Raw genomic sequence first — 16,781 nt, 5'->3', positions numbered from 1 at the left:
CGCCATACGGCGGCGAACTTTCCGTCCTTGATCAGGAGGGTGGTGATGCGGAGTCCTTGTGGGAAGTAGGTGGAGTCCTTGGCTTTGAAGTCGTCTTCCGACATGCCCCAGTGCACCCATTGTGTGCCGTCGCCGGGGCGCCATACGGCGGCGAACTTTCCGTCCTTGATCAGGAGGGTGGTGATGCGGAGTCCTTGTGGGAAGTAGGTGGAGTCCTTGGCTTTGAAGTCGTCCTCCGACATGCCCCAGTGCACCCACTGCGTGCCGTCGCCCGGGCGCCATACAGTTGCGAAGGCATCGGTCATGGTGTCCCCCCTGTCAGGCGGTGGGTAAGGCGGCCGGCTCCATCACGTCTATTCCTCGCATCCCGAGGCGCCTTGGAGCCTGGTGGCGGCGGCGAGGCTGGGTCGAGCACCGTCCCCAGGCCGTTTTCGGCACCCATCATGACGAAACCTTCTTCGCCTCTTCCAGTGCCTTCTCGTACTCCTTCTTGGCTACCGTCAGCCTCGCCTGAAGTTCGAGCATGGCGTCTCGCCGTTCCTCGGCGGTTTCACCCGGACCTACCTGACCCAGCAAAGCCTTGACCGACGGCGTGTTCATGGCTGGGGTGTAAGGGTTCTCGGGATTCAGGAGATGCTCGACATGGTTGAGCGCCATCGAGATGGTCTGGACCCTTTCGAGAGCTTGCAGCAGATTGTTCTGCGCCTCCTGCTCCGCGGGGCTGAGATCTACCTCGTCCGAATCCGAGTCCATGAGCGCTCATCCTTACCGTGAGGACTGTTCGCAGGCCAAGCGGTTGTCATCCGAGTTTAAGAACTTTTCACCGGATACGCGTGACAACGGCCGGTTGTCCGACTCGGCGCCATGAATCCACGGCGGCCAACGCGAGCGGAGTTCAGGACGAGCGGCGAGTGCCACCGGTGCGGAACCTGCCGCGCCCACACCGGCCAGCACGCGCAGCGGGCCGCCGGATCACCGGCGGCCCGCTGCGTCTCAGGTCGTCGTACCGCTGAGCAGGCAGCCGGCGGTCAGCTCGCGCAGACGGCGTACGCCCGCACCTTCCAGTTGCTGCTGAAGCCGTCCTCGTCCTCCGCGGCGCCGACGGTCACGGTGGTCGAGGTCGTGGCCTGCATCTGGGTCAGGCGCACCTGGCCGTCGCCGCCGAGGATCTCGCCGCCCACACCGTGCACCCGGGTGCCGGACGGGCAGGTGGCCACGACCGACCGGGTGGCGGCGGAGCTGTAGAGGCTGTCGTTGATGACCCGCTGCTCACCGGGCAGCGGGTCGGCGCAGATCGCGGTGGCGTCCAGCCACCACGTGCCGGCGAATCCGGTGCCGTCCTCGGCGCCCGCCACCACGACGCTGTTCTGGTAGATGCGCAGATCCTCCAGGACGACCTCGCTGTTCGACGCCCCGACGACCGCGCCGCCGACCCCGATGGCGTGCTTGCCGGCCGGGCAGGACTTCTCGAACCAGTTCGATGTGCCGAAGCTGCTGGGCGCCGAACTGCCGGTCACGGTCACCAGGCCCGCGGGCGCGGGGGCGCACACGGCGCTCGCCGTGATCGCCCAGTCGCCGCCGAACCCGTTCTCGTCCTCCCGGCCGGTCACCGAGTACGTGTCGCCGTCGACCAGCGGCCGCATGATGTCCATGCCGATCTGCCCGAGGCCCGAGCCGGTGATCGCGCCGCCACCGCCGATGACCTTGCTGCCGGCCGGACAGGTCGCGTTCTGCGACTTGGCGAAGGTGGTGCTGGAGCCGGTCGTCGTCTTGATGCTCAGGCCGGGCACCGCCGCCACCGGCCCGGTGAGGACCACCTGGCCGAGCACGAGCGCGCTCAGCGCCGCCCCACCCACGGCCGCCGTCCGACGCGACCACCGGGTGCGGTTCGATCCCTCTCGCATGGTGTCTTTCCTTCCTGGTTGTTCGTAGCGATGACACCGGTAGGAGCGCGGTGGGGTCGGGATGCCAACAGAAACTCCCGAAGAAAAAATTCGGCGGCTTTACTGGACGCGTCGAGGAGCAGCGAGGGACACGGATGAACACGGCGGCACAGGACGACACCGCACTGGTCGAGGCGGTGCGCCGCGGCGAGCGGGCCGGGCTGGAGGGCATGTACCGGCGGTACGCCGACCGGCTGTACACGTACGCCCGGACCATGCTGCGCGAGCCGGAGGCCGCCGCGGACGCCGTGCACGACGCCTTCCTCACCGCAAGCCAGCGCATCGGCCAGCTGCGGGAGCCCGACCGGCTGCGCTCCTGGTTGTACGCGATCGTGCGCAACGAATGCCTCCGGCAGCTCCGGGAGCGGGCCCGCTCCCTGCCGCTGGAGGAGGCCGACGAGCCGGTGGCCGACGCCGTCGACCCGGCCACGGGCGTCAACGCCGAGCAGGTACGCGACCTGGTGCACAGTGCCGCCGCCGCGCTGAACCCGGGCGACCGCGAGGTGGTCCACCTGGCCATCCGCCACGACCTGTCGTCCGCCGACATCGGCGCGGCCCTCGGGGTGCCCGCGAACCACGCGCACGCCCGCCTGTCGCGTGCCCGTTCGCAGCTCGAACGGGCGCTGGGGGCGCTGCTGGTGGCCCGTACCGGGGCCCGGGACTGCCCCACCCTCGCCGGCCTGATCGACGGCTGGCAGGGGCGGCTCACGCCGACCCTGCGCAAGCGGGTCTCGCGGCACATCGAGAGCTGCGCGGTGTGCGGACTGGTCCGACGGGAACAGCTCAGCCCGTCCGCGCTGCTGTCGGCGTACACGGCGCCGGCCTTCCTGGTCGTTGCCGACACGGTGTGGCCGAGACTGGCCGAGGTCTGCGCGACCGATGCCCTGGCCGGGACGGCGGACGCTCCGGCGAGTCCGGTCACGGCCGACCCGGCGACCGACCCGGCGCGTGCGGCGGACCAGCCCTCCGTGGCGGAGGGTGCCGGGCCGGTGGACGGACCGGTCGACGGGCCCGCGCCGGCGGCCGGCGAGGCGGCGCCCCCGGGCGGCGAGACCGTGGCCCCGGCCGGCGAGGCGGCGCCCCCGGACGGTGCGGCCGTGGCCCCGGACGGTGCGGCCGTGGCCCCGGGCGGCGAGGCGGTGCCGCGCGGTGCGGTGGTGCAGGGCGGTGCGACGCACCGTGCGGTGGCGCCACGGTCCGGCCGGTCTCGTACCGTTCGGCCCGCCGCCGGTGCGGACCACGCGGTGCGGACGACCCCGCCGGGCCGCGACCGGCGCCGTCGGCGGATGGCCGCGACCGCGGCTCTGCTGATCCTTCTCGCCGTCCTCGGCACCTGGGCACTGACAACCGGTCGCCCGACCGCCGGCCGGGACGGCTCCGGCCGACCGGTGTCCGAGGCGCTCGCCTCAGCGGCCGGTGGCCCGGCGGAGCCCGCCGCCGCGCCGCTGCCGTCCGGCACGGTCACGCAAGCCGGCACGCCGGGGCCGGCCGGCGTCACGGGTGCGACACCCGGGACCGCTGCCGGGCCGGCGGGCGGCGACGCGGCCGCCCGGACGGATGCGCCCGCCGCGCCCGACGCCGTGCCGAGCGGCGCCGTACCGACCACCTCCAGGCCGCCGGTCGCGCCCCGGCCGACCGCCACACCGCAGGTCGCAGCGCCGTTCACCGTCTCCGCCACCGCGCGGGTGCGCTGTGGCGCGGACACCTACAGCCTCGTGGTGCAGGCCACCGGCAGTGCCACGCTCGGTGGTGCCGAGGTCCACTGGACACCCACCGGGGGCAGGACGTCGGTCCGGGCCATGACGACGGACGGATCGGCCGCGCGGGTGACCGTCGGTCGGCTGCGTGCGCCGACGCTGACCTGGTCCGTACGGGCGACCACAGCGGACGGCCGCACGGCGCGGAGCGCGACCTACACGATCACCGACCCGTGCGTCCGGCCGGGGTAGCCGGTACGGCCCGACGCGCCGTGCGGCGGTGACGGCCGGCTGCGCCGCCGGTGCCCGATGCCCGAAGCGCGGGGGCCGGCTCCGGTCTCGGTGGCACGGGCTCCCGGCCAGCACTGCGCGGCGCCTGCGCGGGGCAGCCCGGAAGCGGGGATTGGCATACGGTGCCGGGGTGGTGACCCTGAGGCTCGAGCCGATGACCGAGAGGCAGTACGTCCGCTACCGGGAGCGGGCGGAGGAGAGCTACGCGCAGAACATCTGCGATTCCGGGGCGATGCCGCTGCCGGAGGCGCGCCGAAAGGCGCAGGAGGACTACGGGACACTGCTGCCCGACGGCCTGGCGACGGAGGGCCACCACCTGTGGACGGCCTACGACGGCGACGACGAGGTCGGCATGCTGTGGCTCCACGTCGAACAGAAGTCGGACGGGCCGCACGCCTTCGGCTACGACTTCGAGGTGCGGGCGGACCTGCGGCGGAAGGGCTACGGCCGCGCCATGATCCAGGCGGTCGAGAAGCTGTGCCGGGAGTGGGGAGTCGTCTCCATCGGCCTGAGCGTCTTCGGCTTCAACCTTCCCGCCCGGACGTTGTACGAACAGATGGGCTTCGAGGTGACGGCTCTCCGGATGCGCAAGCGGCTGTAGCCGGGGAGGACGGCACGCACGCCGGTGCCGGCCGGCGGCTCGCGTGCAGGCGGCTGTGCCAGAACAACACCACGTCGCCCACCAGCTCGCCGGTGTCGGCGACCTCGACGCCGAGCGTCAGCGACTGCCCCTCGTCGGTGAGTTCCCGGCGCGCCCACACCGACGAGATCCGGTCGACGACGACCTGGCGGGTCATCGGCTCGAAGGGTACGTAGCGGCACACGTCCGGCCGGCTGCGGTAGGCGAGCAGCGCGTCGACGTCACCGCCGGTCAGCGGCCGCAGCAGCAGCCGCTCGGTGCGGACCGGGTACCGCGGACGTAGGGCGACCTGCGTGGGAACCGACATCGCGTCATCGTGCCACCGCCTCGCCCCGTACGCCGTCCGCGGCGCCCGGGCGCACAGCTCTTCGACTGCCCGGACGGCCGGCGGATGTCGTACCGACGGGGTTGGATGAGGGCATGAGCTACGCGGAGTTCAACGGGCTGCGCCTGTGGTGGGAGGAGCACGGCGAGGGCCCGCCGCTGCTGCTGTTGCACGGCGGCTTCGGGGCGGTGGAGATGTTCTCGGCGATCCTGCCGGCCCTGGCCGGGCGTCGCCGGGTGATCGCGGTCGACCTCCAGGGGCACGGGCGCACCGCCGACGTCGACCGTCCGCTGCGTTTCGAGTCGATGGCCGACGACGTCGCGGCGCTTGTCACCCGGCTCGGCCTGGCCGAGGCCGACCTGCTGGGTTATTCGCTCGGCGGCGGCGTGGCGCTGCGTACCGCGATCCAGCATCCGGCGCTGGTGCGCCGGCTGGTCGTCGTCTCCGCGCCGTGCCGGCGGCAGGGCTGGTATCCGGAGGTGCTGGCGGGCATGCCCGAGCCCGACGAGAAGGCGGGCGAGCGGATGCGTGGCACCCCGCCGCACCAGCTCTACACCCGGATCGCGCCCCGGCCGGAGGACTGGCCCACGCTCTGGGCGAAGACGGGCGAGCTGCTGCGGCGCGACTACGACTGGTCGGCCGAGGTGGCCGCCCTCGTCGCGCCCACTCTGCTCGTCTTCGCCGACGCCGACTCGGTCAGCACCGCGCACATGGTGGAGTTCTTCGGGCTGCTCGGCGGTGGCCACCGGGACGCCGGCTGGGACGGCACCGACCGGCCGGCCTCCCGGCTGGCCGTGCTGCCCGGGCACACCCACTACGACGTCGTGGCCTCGCCGGCGCTGCCGGCCGTGGTCCTGCCGTTCCTGACCCATCCCGTGGCGACGCCCGGCTGACGCGGGGACCCGCCGGGCCGGGCCGGGCGCGGACCGGTGCCGGGCGCGGCGGGAGCACCGCCGCGCCCGGTGCCGGGTCAGCTGGTGAAGCCGCCGTCCACGTTGACCGCCGCCCCGGTGACGTAGCCGGCCTCCGGGCTGGCCAGGTGCGCGACGGTCGCGGCGATGTCGGCCGGCGCGGCGTAGCGGCCGAGGGCGGTGAAGCCCGCGATCGCGGCGGCGTTCGGCCCGTCCGCCGGGTTGGCGTCGGTGTCCGTCGGCCCCGGATTCACCAGGTTGGCCGTGATCCCGCGCGGCCCGAGTTCCCGGGCGAGGCCCCGGGTCAGGCCGACCAGCGCGGTCTTGCTCATCGAGTAGAGCGACAGGCCGGGGAAGACGGCCCGCTCCCCGACGTTGCTGCCGATGTTGATGATCCGGCCGCCCTCGGTGAGGTGGCGCGCGGCGGCCTGCGCGGCGAGGAAGGGGGCCCGGACGTTGACCGCGAGCGTCCGCTCCACCTCGTCGTCGCCCAGTTCCGTAACCGGGCCGACCAGGAAGACCCCGGCGTTGTTGACCAGGATGTCCAGCCGGCCCAGCTCCGCGGCCGTCCGGTCGACCGCGTCGCGGACGGCGGCGGGGTCGGCGCTGTCGGCCCGGACCGCCAGCGCCCGCCGGCCGAGCGCCTCGACCTGCTTGACCACCACCGCCGCGCGGTCGGTGGAGTGCTCGTACGTGATCGCCACGTCGGCCCCGTCCTGCGCCAGGCGCAGGGCGACGGCGGCGCCGATGCCCCGGGCGCCGCCGGTGACCAGGGCGACCTTTTCGTTCAGTGTCGTCATGCCAATGATCGTCGGCGGAGCGGCCGATCCCGGTCTGGCGGCGATCGGACGCCTCGTTCCGGGGCCCACGCGGGGTCCGATTCCCGCGACGGCGCCCCGGTCACGCTTCGGCGGGGCGGGCGTAGTGGACGATGACGACTCCACTGTCGAACGACCGGGTGCCGACCAGCTCGAACCGGCGCGGGTCGAATCCGCTGTCGGTGAGCGGAACGCCGCTGCCGATCACGTACGGGTTGAGCTTGACGACCAGCTCGTCGACCTCGGGCAGGAGTTGGCCGGCGAGCTGGCCGCCGCCGCAGAGCCAGATGTCGCGGCCGGGGCGGCGCTTCAGCTCGCGGACGAACTCCACGGGGTCGGCGGAAACGATCTCCACCTCTGGCTCGGCGGCCGGGGGCAGGGTGCGGGAGAAGACGTACTGCTTGAGGTGGGCGTACGGGCTGGTGACGCCGATCTTGAGGGCCGGGTCGTAGGTGGCCCGGCCCATCACCAGGGCGTCGAAGCGGCCCTCCGGCTCGTCGATGCCGAACTGCGGGTGGGCGAACGTGGGGAGCGTCTGCGACCAGTGCGCCGCGAGGTGGGCGGCCACGTCGGGGTCCAGACGGAGGAAGTCGGGTGATCCGTCGGGGGCGGCGATGAAGCCGTCGAGGGTGCTGGCGACGTAGTACACGAGCTTGCGCATGGGGCTCCGTCCGGGATCGGCGTGCGGGTGGCGGGTCGGTGCGGACGGCGTCAACGGTCCTCGGACTCCGTGCCCGGGCGGGTGTAGTGCAGCAGCACCGGCCCGCTGGGGAACGGCCGGGCCTCGACGAGGTCGAACCGGCGCGGGTCGAAGTCCCGGGTGGCCAGCGGGATGCCGCTGCCAATCGCGACCGGGTACAGCTTGATCATCAGCTCGTCGACCTCGGGCAGGAGCTGGCCGGCGAGCTGGCCGCCACCGCAGAGCCAGATGTCGCGGCCGGGGCGGCGCTTCAGCTCGCGGACGAACTCCACGGGGTCGGCGGAGACGATCTCCACCTCCGGCTCCGCGGCCGGGGGCAGGGTGCGGGAGAAGACGTACTGCTTGAGATGGGCGTACGGGCTGGTGACGCCCTCCGCGAGCGCCGGGTCGTAGGTGCTCCGGCCCATCACCACGGCATCGAACCGGGCGTTGGGCGCGTCGATCCCGAGGGCCGACCGGTACGCGGTGGGCACCACCTCCGGCAGGAGGCCGTTCACGTACGCGCCGAGGTCGGCCTCGATGGGGAAGAAGTCCCAGGACCCGTCGGGGCCGGCGATGAAGCCGTCGATGGTGCTGCCGACGTAGTACACGAGCTTGCGCAAACCGTTCCCCAATCACTACTGGTGTCGTGGATGAATGTACTACAGCAGTCGTGGATACTGCTAGGGTCTTTTCCATGGCGCGGAACGTGGAGCGACGGGCGGCCCTGGCGGACGCGGGGCTGCGGGTGCTGGCGGCGACCGGGGCGCGGGGGCTCACCCACCGGGCCGTCGACGCCGAGGCGGGCGTGCCGACGGGCACCGCCTCCAACTACTTCCGCTCGCGCGACGCCCTGCTCGGCGCGCTCGGCGAGCGGATCATGGAGCGGTTCGCCCCGGACGAGGGGGTCCTGGCCGAGCTGGGCGCCCGCGAGCCGTCGCTGGAGCTGTTCGTCGACTACCTGCGGTACATCGTCGAGCGGACCACCCGGCAGCCCGACCTCACCCGGGCCCTGATCGAGCTGCGGCTGGAGGCGGTCCGCCGCCCCGACCTGGCCCGGGTCCTCGGCGACACGCTGCGCCGGGGCTACCGCGACGACGTCGCGTTCCACGTCGCGTCCGGGTTGCCGGGCGGCGCGTTCGAGGTCGCCCTGCTGCACTACGCCATGGACGGGCTGCTGCTCGATCTGCTCAGCACGTCCATCGACGCCGGTTTCGACCCCGACGAGGTGGTCGTGGCGTTCGTGTCCCGGCTGGTGGGCGGCGCCACCGACCGGTGACCCACGGAACGTGACCACGCCCGGACACCGGGGACCGGACGCGACGGGGCGTGTCGCCCCGCCCGGGTCGGTCGCCCAGGAGTGTTCCCCGGCGCAGCGGGAAACCGTCCCCGGACGCACCTGGGGAGGAGCGACCGATGACGCGTGGCGGCGGACTGACGATCGGCGTGCTCGGCTCGTACGGGGGCCGCAACCTCGGCGACGAGGCGATCCTGACCGGACTCCTGGCCGACCTGCGGGAGCAGGAGCCGGACGGGCGGATCATCGTCTTCTCGCGTAACCCCGAGCACACCCGGGTCGCCCACCCCGACGTCGAGGCGGTGCCGTGGGAGGGGATCAGCCGCACCGACTCCGCGCTGGTCCTGGGCCAGCTCGACGTGCTGATCCTCGGCGGCGGCGGCATCCTCTACGACCGGGAGGCCCGCCGCTACCTGCGGGTGGTCCGGGTCGCCCAGGAGCGCGGGCTGCCGTTGCTGACGTACGCGGTGGGGGTCGGGCCGCTCAGCGAGAGCATCGACACCGGGATGGTGCGGGAGACCCTGGCCAGCGCCGCCCAGGTGACCGTGCGGGACCAGGAGTCCCGGATGGTGCTGGAGGAGGCGGGGCTGCTCAACCCGATCACCGTCACCGCGGACCCGGCGTTCCTGCTCGAACCCGAGGACTTCCCGGCGGAGCTGCTCCGCGAGGAGGGCGTGCCGGCCGGGAAGCGGCTGGTCGGGATGAGCGTACGGGAGCCGGGCCGGGCTGCCGAGCGGCTCGACGTCGACGGCTACCACCGCCTGCTGGCCCAGATCGGCGACTTCCTCGTGCACCGGATCGACGCGTACGTGCTCTTCGTCCCGATGGAGCGCGACGACATCCGGCACTCGCACGGCGTGTTGTCGCACATGACCACCGCCGAGCGGGGCCGGATCCTGCACGGCAGCTACCAGCCCGAGCAGGTGCTCGGGCTGATGCGTCACTTCGACCTGGCCGTGGGCATGCGGCTGCACTTCCTGATCTTCGCCGCGATGGTCGGCACGCCGTTCCTGCCGCTGCCGTACGCCGGCAAGGTCTTCGACCTGGCCCAGCGGCTCGGTGTGCCGGCGCTGCGGGGCGTGGAGCGGGAGGTGGAGGGCCCGCTGCTGGCCGAGGTCGACCGGCTCTGGGACGAGCGGGAGAAGCGGGCCGAGGCCACCGCCCGGCGGGTGGCCGGCGTGTGCGACGAGGCCCGGGGGACCTCGCAGGTCACCCGTGCGGTGCTGGAGAGCCTCCGCGCCCGCACCCTGAGCGGGGTGGCCTGAGGTGGCGGCGTCCACCGGCCCCGGCCCGCCGCCGAACCCGGGCCGCGGGCCGGCTCAGACCGCCGGCCCGCGCCAGCAGTAGCGCCACCGGTCGGCCCCGGCATCCCCGGACTCCAGCTCGTAGATCTCCGCCTCGGCCAGTCCTTCCGGGCCGAGGTGGTGGTGGGTCAACGGCGGGCGGCCGTTCGTGTCCAGCTCGACAGTGACCGTCTCGCCGTCGGCCGTGCCACCCACCAGCGGGATTTCTGCCGTTGATGCCATGCGCCCATCCTGCCCCGCCCGGCCCGACCCTGCAGCGGATAGCGCGGCAGCGCGGAGGCCCGCCGGACGGCACGGCGAGGGGCAGCGCGCGGGCCCGCCGGACGACTAGGGTCCGCGGATGGCGGAGATTCGGATCGACCCCACGCTCGGCCCGGTGCTGGCCCGTACGGGCGACGAGCGGGCCGTGCTCGAAGCGTTCCTCGACTTCCACCGGGGTGTGCTGCTGCGCAAGCTGCGCGGGCTCTCCGACGCCGACGCGGCCCGCCGGCTGCTGCCCTCGGCCACCACCGTCGCGGGCCTCGTCAAGCACCTGACCCTGGTGGAGCGGAACTGGTTCCCGTGCCTGCTCGCCCCCGGCCCGGGCGACGTCTACCTCACCTCGGAGGAGGACGCGTCGGCGAGCTTCGCGCTGACGGCGGAGGACACCGTCGAGCGGCTCGCCGGGGCGTACGAGCGGGCGTGCGCCCGGTCCCGGGAGGTCGCCGGGCGGTTCGACCTCGACCACGTCGTCCCGCACCCGCAGCTCGGCGAGGTCTCGCTGCGCTGGATCCTGGTGCACATGGTCGAGGAGACCGCCCGGCACGCCGGGCACGCCGACATCCTCCGCGAGTTGACCGACGGCGCCACCGGCGCCGTCTGACGGCCATCCGGGAGGCGGTGCCGCCCGCACCCTGACGTCAGGGGCGTGGCAGCAGGCCGGCCGGGTACTCCATGCCGTCGTGGGTGCAGGCCGCCGCCGCGACCCGGGCCCCGTACGCCGCCGCGGCGGCCGGCGGCACGCCGCGCAGCCGGGCGGCGATCACGCCCGCCGCGAAAGCGTCCCCGGCGCCGTTGGTGTCGACGACCGGGGCGGGCGCCTCGGCGGCGGGCACCCGGGTCGGCCCGCCGTCGCCGGTGTGCAGGTCGGCGCCGGCCGCCCCGTGGGTCACCAGCACCGTGCGGGGCGCCAGCGCGGCGGCCAGCGCGGCGGAGCCCGCGCCCAGCCGGACCCCGCTGACGAAGATCACGTCGGCCGCCTCGGCGAAGGGGCGGTGGTAGGCGTTCTCGCCGTCCCAGTCGTGCAGGTCGGTGGAGAGGGCGGCCCCGTCGGCGAGCCCGGCGCGCAGGGCGGGCAGCAGGGGAGGGACCCAGTCCATGATCGACAGATGCACGTGCGCCGAGTCGCGGGCCAGCGCCGCCAGCTCGGCCGCCGCGAACGGGGCGGGCCCCCGCCACGGACGCGGGTCGTAGAGGGACATCCGCCGCCCCGCCGGGTCCACCATGTTCACCGACCGCCGCGTGCCGGCCGGGGCGTCGCCGAGCACGGCGTGCACACCGGTGCGGGCCAGCGCCGCCCGGACCACGTCCCCGGCCGGGTCCGCGCCGAGGACGTCGACCACCGCCACCCGGAGCCCGAGCGCGTGCGCGGCGAGCGCCAGCCCGGAACCGGTGTTGCCGATTCGCAGCTCGATGGGGTCGACGGTGACGGAGTCCGCGGCGGGCAGCGGGATAGCGGGCACCCGCACCCGCACGTCCACGCCGAGGCCGCCGATCACGAGGAGGTCGAACATTCGGCCGACCCTAGTCGGAGCGGGTCGGCAGGGCGCTGCCGGCCGACCCGCTCCGGGGGTCACTCCAGCGGCTGGGGTTCGAGCTGGTCGGGCGCGGGGGCGGTGCGCTGCCGCGGCGTCGTCGTCCGGCGGACCGCCGGGCCCTCGCTCTCCCAGCCGCCGGCCGCGTCGTGGTAGCCGGCGAGGCCGAAGCGGCTGCCCACGGTCAGCGGCCGGCCCGATATCCTCGCCGAGTCGTCACGAGGAGGGGGACGCGTGCTGGTCGTCCACGGGGTGTGGCGGTGGGGCGTCGGGCTCGCCGTCTGGGCCGAGGACAGCACGCTGCCGGCCCGCGCGCCGCGCCGCCCCGGCCGGGCGCCCCGGGAGCGGCCGCACCCGTTCGCGGCCGGCCATCCGGCGCTGGCCGCCGCGCTGGCCGAGGCGGCCGATCCCGCCGACCTCGGCACGGCACTGCTCACCCTCCCCACCCGGGCCGGCTCGCCGCTGGACTCGCCGGAGCTGGTCCGCACCGCCGTCGCGGAGCCGGTCCGTGGGCCGGTCACCCTCGCCGGGTGGCGCGTTCCCGTCCTCCGGTACGCCCCGGACGCCGCCCTGGCCCTGCTGCGCGGGCTCGACGGGCTGGCCGTCGTGCCCGGCGCGACCCTGCGTCACCTCGCCGAGCTGGCCGACTTCGCGGTCGAGCTGGCGGCCCGGGGCCGGGTCCTGCCCGGCCTCGCCGCCCCGGCGCCGGCCGGCTCCACCGACGGCGCCCCCGCACCGGCCGGGCGGTCCGAGGGCGCGGGCAGGTCGGGGAAGGCCGGCCACGACGGCACGCGCCGTCGCGCGTCGCAGGGCGGCGACTGGTCCACCGCGGACGGGCAGCGGGTGCGGGTCGCCGCCCGGGCGGTGTGGCGGCCCCTGCTGACCGGCACGGACGCCGCCTGGGCGCGGGCGCTGGCGCTGGCCCTGCCGCCGGCCGCGCGCGCCACCGCCGACGCGCCGGCCCGCCCGCGCACCACCGGCGACGACGGGCCGGGCATCGACGACGGGCCGGGTGAGCTGGTCGCCGACGCGCTCGACGCGCTCACGGACGCCGCGGTCCGGGCAGCTCTCGCGGAGACCGCGCTGGCCCGGGGCGTACGCCCGAACGGCGCCGTGCCGGCCTGGCTGGCCGCCCTCTCCGGACCGGTCCGGGACTTCGCCGCCGAGCCGGCCGCGCTGGACACCCTCCGTGCCGAGCTGGCCGCCTGGCAGCGCGACGCGGCCGGCGGCGCGGTGCGGGCGAGCTTCCGCCTGGTCGAGCCGCCCGCCGACGAGATCGCCGAGCCGGTCGTCGTGGTGCCGGCCGACCCGGCGGCACCGGTCGCGACGGGCGGGACGTGGCGGGTCGAGTTCGGGCTCCAGGCGGCCGACGAGCCGAGCCTGCACGTGGACGCCGGGCAGGTCTGGCGGGCGCCGGAGACCGTCGCCGGGCTGGCCGGCCGGCGGGACGACCCGCAGGAGACCCTGCTCGCCGAGCTGGGCCGGGCCAGCCGGCTCTGGCCCGAGCTGGACACCGCCCTGCGCACCGCGACGCCGGAGGCGCTGGAGCTGGACGTCGAGGGCGCGCACCGGTTCCTCCGCGAGGGCGCGCCGGTGCTGCACGCCGCCGGCTTCGCCGTGCTGCTGCCGTCCTGGTGGCGGCGCCCGTCGTCGCGGCTGGGCGCCCGGTTGCAGGCCCGCAGCCGGACCGCCCCCGGCACCGTCGCCGCGGACGGCGGGGTCGGGCTGGACGCCCTCGTCGACTACCGCTGGGAGGTGGCCCTCGGCGACCAGCCGCTGACGGCCGAGGAGTTGGCGTCGCTGGCCGCGCTGAAGACCCCGCTGGTGCGGCTGCGCGGGCAGTGGGTGGAGCTGGACCCGAAGCGCCTCGCGGCCGGCCTGCGGCTGCTCCGTTCCTCCGGCGAGCTGACCGTCGCCGACCTGCTCCGCCTGGGCCTGGCCGACGGCGGTCAGCCCGACGCCCTGCCGGTGCTGGAGGTGAGCGCGGACGGCGCGCTCGGCGACCTGCTGGCCGGGGCGGTGGAGCGGCGACTCACCCCGCTCGATCCGCCGCCCGGGTTCCACGGCACGCTGCGGCCGTACCAGCGGCGGGGGCTGGCCTGGCTGGCGTTCCTGCAGTCGCTCGGGCTCGGCGGGGTGCTCGCCGACGACATGGGGCTGGGCAAGACGGTGCAACTGCTCGCCCTGCTCGCGCAGGACCCGCCGGAGGCCGGCCCGACGCTGCTGGTCTGTCCGATGTCGCTGGTGGGCAACTGGCAGCGGGAGGCGTCCCGGTTCACGCCGGAGCTGCGCGTACACGTGCACCACGGCGCGGAACGGGCGCGGGGGACGGCGTTCGCGACGGCCGTGCACGAGGCGGACCTGGTCGTCACCACCTACTCGGTGGCGGCCCGGGACGCGGTCGACCTGGCCGGCATCGACTGGCACCGGGTGGTGGTCGACGAGGCCCAGGCGATCAAGAACGCGGCCACCCGGCAGGCCGAGGCCGTCCGCGCGCTGCCCGCCCGGCACCGGATCGCGGTGACCGGCACGCCGGTGGAGAACCGGCTGGCCGACCTCTGGTCGATCATGCAGTTCGCCAACCCGGGCCTGCTGGGCCCGGCGGCGAGCTTCAAGAAGGCGTACGCGGAGCCGATCGAGCGGCACGGCGACGCCGAGGCGGCCGAGCGGTTGCGCCGCATCACCGGCCCGTTCGTGCTGCGCCGGCTCAAGACCGACTCCTCGATCATCTCCGACCTGCCGGAGAAGCTGGAGATGGAGGTGCTCTGCAACCTCACCGCCGAGCAGGCGTCGCTCTACCGGGCGGTGGTCGACGACATGCTGGCCCGGATCGAGTCCAGCGACGGCATCGAGCGGCGCGGGCTGGTGCTGGCCACCATGACCCGGCTCAAGCAGGTCTGCAACCACCCGGCCCAGCTGCTGCGTGACGGGTCGGCGCTGGACGGCCGCTCCGGCAAGCTGGCCCGGCTGGAGGAGATCCTGGACGAGGTCCTGGCGGCGGGGGAGCGCGCCCTGCTGTTCACCCAGTACGCCGAGTTCGGCGGCATGCTGCGCGGCCACCTGTCGGCCCGGTTCGGCCGGGAGGTGCTCTTCCTGCACGGCGGCGTCGGCAAGGCCGACCGGGACGCGATGGTCACCCGGTTCCAGTCCCCGGACGGGCCGGCGATCTTCGTGCTGTCGCTCAAGGCCGGCGGCACCGGGCTCACCCTCACCGAGGCCAACCACGTGGTGCACGTCGACCGGTGGTGGAACCCGGCCGTCGAGGACCAGGCCACCGACCGGGCCTTCCGGATCGGCCAGCGGCGCCGGGTGCAGGTCCGCAAGTTCGTCTGCGCCGGCACGGTGGAGGAGAAGGTGGCGGCGCTGATCGCCGACAAGCGGAGCCTGGCCGCCTCCGTCGTCGGCACCGGCGAGCAGTGGATCACCGAGCTGTCCACCGCGCAGCTGCGCGAGCTGTTCACCCTGGAGGCCGGGGCGGTGGTGGAGTGAGCGGGCAGCGCGAGCGCGACGGCGGGGCGACCGACCGGTTCGCCGACTACGGCCGGCCGCGTCGGGTCGATGGCGGGCTGCGGGCCCGCAGCACCCGGGGCGCCATCGGCCGGTCCTGGTGGTCGCGGCGCTTCCTGGAGGTGCTGGAGTCGTTCGCCCTCGGCACCCGGCTGACCCGCGGCCGGTCGTACGCGCGGGCCGGCCAGGTCGTCCGCCTGGACGTCGCCCCGGGCACCGTCAGCGCCGTGGTGCAGGGCTCCCGCGCGCAGCCGTACGAGGTGAGCATCGCGCTGACCCCGTTCCCGCCGGAGCTGTGGTCCCGCGTCGAGGCGGACCTGGCCGCCCAGGCGTTCTTCAGCGCCCGGCTGCTCGCCGGCGACCTGCCCCCGGAGCTGGAGGAGCTGTTCGCGGCGGCCGGCGCCCCGCTCTTCCCGGCCGGCGTGGCGGAGCTGCGCCAGCGGTGCAACTGCCCCGACTTCGCCGTGCCGTGCAAGCACCTCGCGGCCACCTTCTACCTGCTGGCCGAGGCGTTCGACGCCGACCCGTTCCAGCTGCTGCACTGGCGGGGCCGGGGCCGGGCCGAGCTGCTCGACCGGCTGCGCGCCCTGCGGGCCGGGACCGCCGCCGGCGCCGACGCGCCGGCCGGCCCGTCCACCGTGCCGCCGGGCGGCGACGCCGCCACCGATCCGTCCACCGTGGAGCGGCGAGATGCCGGCGGCGGGCCGTCCACACCGGAGTCCCGAGACGTCGGCGGCGGGCCGTCCGCCGTGCAGCGTCACGATGCCGGCGGCGGGCCGTCCATCGTGGAACGGGGCGCCTCCGACGGCCGGCGGGACGCCGTGGAATCCCCGCCGGTCGGGGCCGCGCGGGCGCTCGCCGGCCTGCCGCCGGCGCCGCTGGCCGAGTCGGTCGACCGGTTCTGGCTGCCGCCCGTCCCGCTGCCCGACCGGCCGCCCAGTCTGGCGACCGGGCCCGACCTGCTGCTGCGGCAGCTCGGCGCGCCGGCCCCCGCCATCGGCGGGCCCGGCCTGGTCGAACGGCTGCGGCGGGCGTACCGGCTGCTCGGCGGGTGAGGACGTCCGTCCCCTCCACCGGATCGCCGGCCGGTGTCACCCGGCGCGGTGCCGGCGGCGCGGCGCGGCCGCGCCGGCCGGCGGATCGCCGGCCCGTCGGGACCGTCGTCCCCTGGTCACAGCCAGCGGCGGCGGAACCGCCACATGAGTGCGGCGTTGGCTACCAGCACCACCGCGCAGATGGCCCCCGCCAGCCGGCCGGCCAGCACGGTCATCGCCGGGAGCGAGGCCCACAGCACGATGGTCAGAAGCATCAGCCACCGGCTCCGGCGGGCCCGGGCCCGGTGGTCGAGCCGGGCAAAGAACGCCGGGTCACTCTCCCGGAGGTGACGGGTGATCTGCTCGAACCTGCGCTGATCCTCTTTGCTGAGCATGTGCCTTCCCCTCACGCGTTCAGCGGTTCGGCGGCATACCCGCTGCGGCGGCGGCTCACGCTCCCGTCCTGGTGCTACTTTGCCGCCCGCCCGGGCGGCGGGGTGCCGGGCCCGAGGAACGGGCGCCTCAGGGCACGCTTGTCCGCA

At 75.0% G+C, this 16,781-nt stretch carries 19 protein-coding genes; 8 read left to right on the top strand and 11 right to left on the bottom strand.

Annotation, left to right across the window (positions count from 1 at the left end):
* From AB0L34_RS11700 to AB0L34_RS11690, 3 genes are all read right to left on the bottom strand, one after another.
* The coding region (locus AB0L34_RS11700) for a hypothetical protein (RefSeq protein ID WP_363704097.1) at window positions 1-305 on the bottom strand (305 nt) is incomplete at its 3' end.
* A gap of 136 nt (window positions 306-441) precedes the next feature.
* Complete coding sequence (locus AB0L34_RS11695) at window positions 442-753, bottom strand: hypothetical protein (protein WP_363704095.1); 312 nt, start codon at window positions 751-753, stop codon at window positions 442-444.
* A gap of 275 nt (window positions 754-1,028) precedes the next feature.
* Window positions 1,029-1,904 (bottom strand): hypothetical protein, encoded by an 876-nt coding sequence (locus AB0L34_RS11690; protein WP_363704093.1) that lies wholly within the window; start codon window positions 1,902-1,904, stop codon window positions 1,029-1,031.
* A 134-nt stretch (window positions 1,905-2,038) separates the two neighbouring features.
* Here AB0L34_RS11690 and AB0L34_RS11685 point away from each other — a divergent pair, with 134 nt between their 5' ends.
* Window positions 2,039-3,892, top strand: a complete 1,854-nt coding sequence (locus AB0L34_RS11685) for a sigma-70 family RNA polymerase sigma factor (protein ID WP_363704091.1) — start codon at window positions 2,039-2,041, stop codon at window positions 3,890-3,892.
* Window positions 3,893-4,085: 193 nt separating this feature from the next.
* Window positions 4,086-4,532 (top strand): GNAT family N-acetyltransferase, encoded by a 447-nt coding sequence (locus AB0L34_RS11680; protein WP_363704089.1) that lies wholly within the window; start codon window positions 4,086-4,088, stop codon window positions 4,530-4,532.
* On the opposite strand, the gene AB0L34_RS11675 is transcribed toward AB0L34_RS11680, so the two are convergent.
* Window positions 4,456-4,878 (bottom strand): GNAT family N-acetyltransferase, encoded by a 423-nt coding sequence (locus AB0L34_RS11675; protein ID WP_363704087.1) that lies wholly within the window; start codon window positions 4,876-4,878, stop codon window positions 4,456-4,458. The two genes, AB0L34_RS11680 and AB0L34_RS11675, sit on opposite strands and share 77 nt — an antisense overlap.
* 113 nt (window positions 4,879-4,991) lie before the next feature.
* Between AB0L34_RS11675 and AB0L34_RS11670 the strand changes: the two genes are divergently transcribed.
* Window positions 4,992-5,789: an alpha/beta fold hydrolase gene (locus AB0L34_RS11670; RefSeq protein WP_363704085.1), complete on the top strand. Its 798-nt coding sequence runs from the start codon at window positions 4,992-4,994 to the stop codon at window positions 5,787-5,789.
* 77 nt (window positions 5,790-5,866) lie between these two features.
* On the opposite strand, the gene AB0L34_RS11665 is transcribed toward AB0L34_RS11670, so the two are convergent.
* The 3 genes from AB0L34_RS11665 to AB0L34_RS11655 all read right to left on the bottom strand — a co-directional run bounded on the left by AB0L34_RS11665 (window position 5,867) and on the right by AB0L34_RS11655 (window position 7,927).
* Complete coding sequence (locus AB0L34_RS11665) at window positions 5,867-6,607, bottom strand: 3-oxoacyl-ACP reductase family protein (protein WP_363704083.1); 741 nt, start codon at window positions 6,605-6,607, stop codon at window positions 5,867-5,869.
* Between the two features lie 100 nt (window positions 6,608-6,707).
* Window positions 6,708-7,286, bottom strand: a complete 579-nt coding sequence (locus tag AB0L34_RS11660) for a dihydrofolate reductase family protein (protein WP_363704081.1) — start codon at window positions 7,284-7,286, stop codon at window positions 6,708-6,710.
* Window positions 7,287-7,336: 50 nt separating this feature from the next.
* Window positions 7,337-7,927 carry a dihydrofolate reductase family protein gene (locus AB0L34_RS11655; RefSeq protein WP_363704079.1) on the bottom strand — a complete coding sequence of 197 codons (591 nt, stop codon included), beginning with the start codon at window positions 7,925-7,927 and terminating at the stop codon, window positions 7,337-7,339.
* A 74-nt stretch (window positions 7,928-8,001) separates the two neighbouring features.
* Between AB0L34_RS11655 and AB0L34_RS11650 the strand changes: the two genes are divergently transcribed.
* Together AB0L34_RS11650 and AB0L34_RS11645 are read left to right on the top strand one after the other, a co-directional pair.
* Window positions 8,002-8,583 carry a TetR family transcriptional regulator gene (locus AB0L34_RS11650; protein WP_357450967.1) on the top strand — a complete coding sequence of 194 codons (582 nt, stop codon included), beginning with the start codon at window positions 8,002-8,004 and terminating at the stop codon, window positions 8,581-8,583.
* A 137-nt stretch (window positions 8,584-8,720) separates the two neighbouring features.
* Window positions 8,721-9,866 (top strand): polysaccharide pyruvyl transferase family protein, encoded by a 1,146-nt coding sequence (locus AB0L34_RS11645; RefSeq protein WP_357450970.1) that lies wholly within the window; start codon window positions 8,721-8,723, stop codon window positions 9,864-9,866.
* 54 nt (window positions 9,867-9,920) lie between these two features.
* Here AB0L34_RS11645 and AB0L34_RS11640 read toward each other — a convergent pair whose 3' ends face one another.
* Entirely contained in the window at window positions 9,921-10,127 is a 207-nt protein-coding gene (locus tag AB0L34_RS11640) for a hypothetical protein (RefSeq protein WP_357450973.1), read from the bottom strand.
* Window positions 10,128-10,245: 118 nt separating this feature from the next.
* Here AB0L34_RS11640 and AB0L34_RS11635 point away from each other — a divergent pair, with 118 nt between their 5' ends.
* On the top strand, window positions 10,246-10,767 hold the full coding sequence (locus AB0L34_RS11635) for a DinB family protein (RefSeq protein ID WP_363704076.1): 522 nt from the start codon (window positions 10,246-10,248) through the stop codon (window positions 10,765-10,767).
* Window positions 10,768-10,804: 37 nt separating this feature from the next.
* Here AB0L34_RS11635 and AB0L34_RS11630 read toward each other — a convergent pair whose 3' ends face one another.
* Both AB0L34_RS11630 and AB0L34_RS11625 read right to left on the bottom strand, forming a co-directional pair.
* Window positions 10,805-11,677, bottom strand: coding sequence for a carbohydrate kinase family protein (locus AB0L34_RS11630; RefSeq protein WP_363704074.1), 873 nt, complete (start codon window positions 11,675-11,677; stop codon window positions 10,805-10,807).
* A gap of 59 nt (window positions 11,678-11,736) precedes the next feature.
* Window positions 11,737-11,880, bottom strand: a complete 144-nt coding sequence (locus tag AB0L34_RS11625; RefSeq protein ID WP_363704072.1) for a hypothetical protein — start codon at window positions 11,878-11,880, stop codon at window positions 11,737-11,739.
* Between the two features lie 52 nt (window positions 11,881-11,932).
* Between AB0L34_RS11625 and AB0L34_RS11620 the strand changes: the two genes are divergently transcribed.
* Window positions 11,933-15,187 (top strand): DEAD/DEAH box helicase, encoded by a 3,255-nt coding sequence (locus AB0L34_RS11620; RefSeq protein WP_363704070.1) that lies wholly within the window; start codon window positions 11,933-11,935, stop codon window positions 15,185-15,187.
* Window positions 15,184-16,260 (top strand): SWIM zinc finger family protein, encoded by a 1,077-nt coding sequence (locus AB0L34_RS11615; protein WP_363704068.1) that lies wholly within the window; start codon window positions 15,184-15,186, stop codon window positions 16,258-16,260. Before AB0L34_RS11620 ends, AB0L34_RS11615 begins: the two co-directional genes overlap by 4 nt.
* A gap of 116 nt (window positions 16,261-16,376) precedes the next feature.
* Here AB0L34_RS11615 and AB0L34_RS11610 read toward each other — a convergent pair whose 3' ends face one another.
* Entirely contained in the window at window positions 16,377-16,634 is a 258-nt protein-coding gene (locus tag AB0L34_RS11610; RefSeq protein WP_111132775.1) for a DUF3040 domain-containing protein, read from the bottom strand.
* Window positions 16,635-16,781 lie beyond the last annotated feature (147 nt).

This window comes from Micromonospora sp. NPDC052213 (assembly GCF_040679695.1).
Taxonomy (GTDB): domain Bacteria; phylum Actinomycetota; class Actinomycetes; order Mycobacteriales; family Micromonosporaceae; genus Micromonospora.
This window is presented reverse-complemented; position numbering and strand designations above follow the sequence as displayed.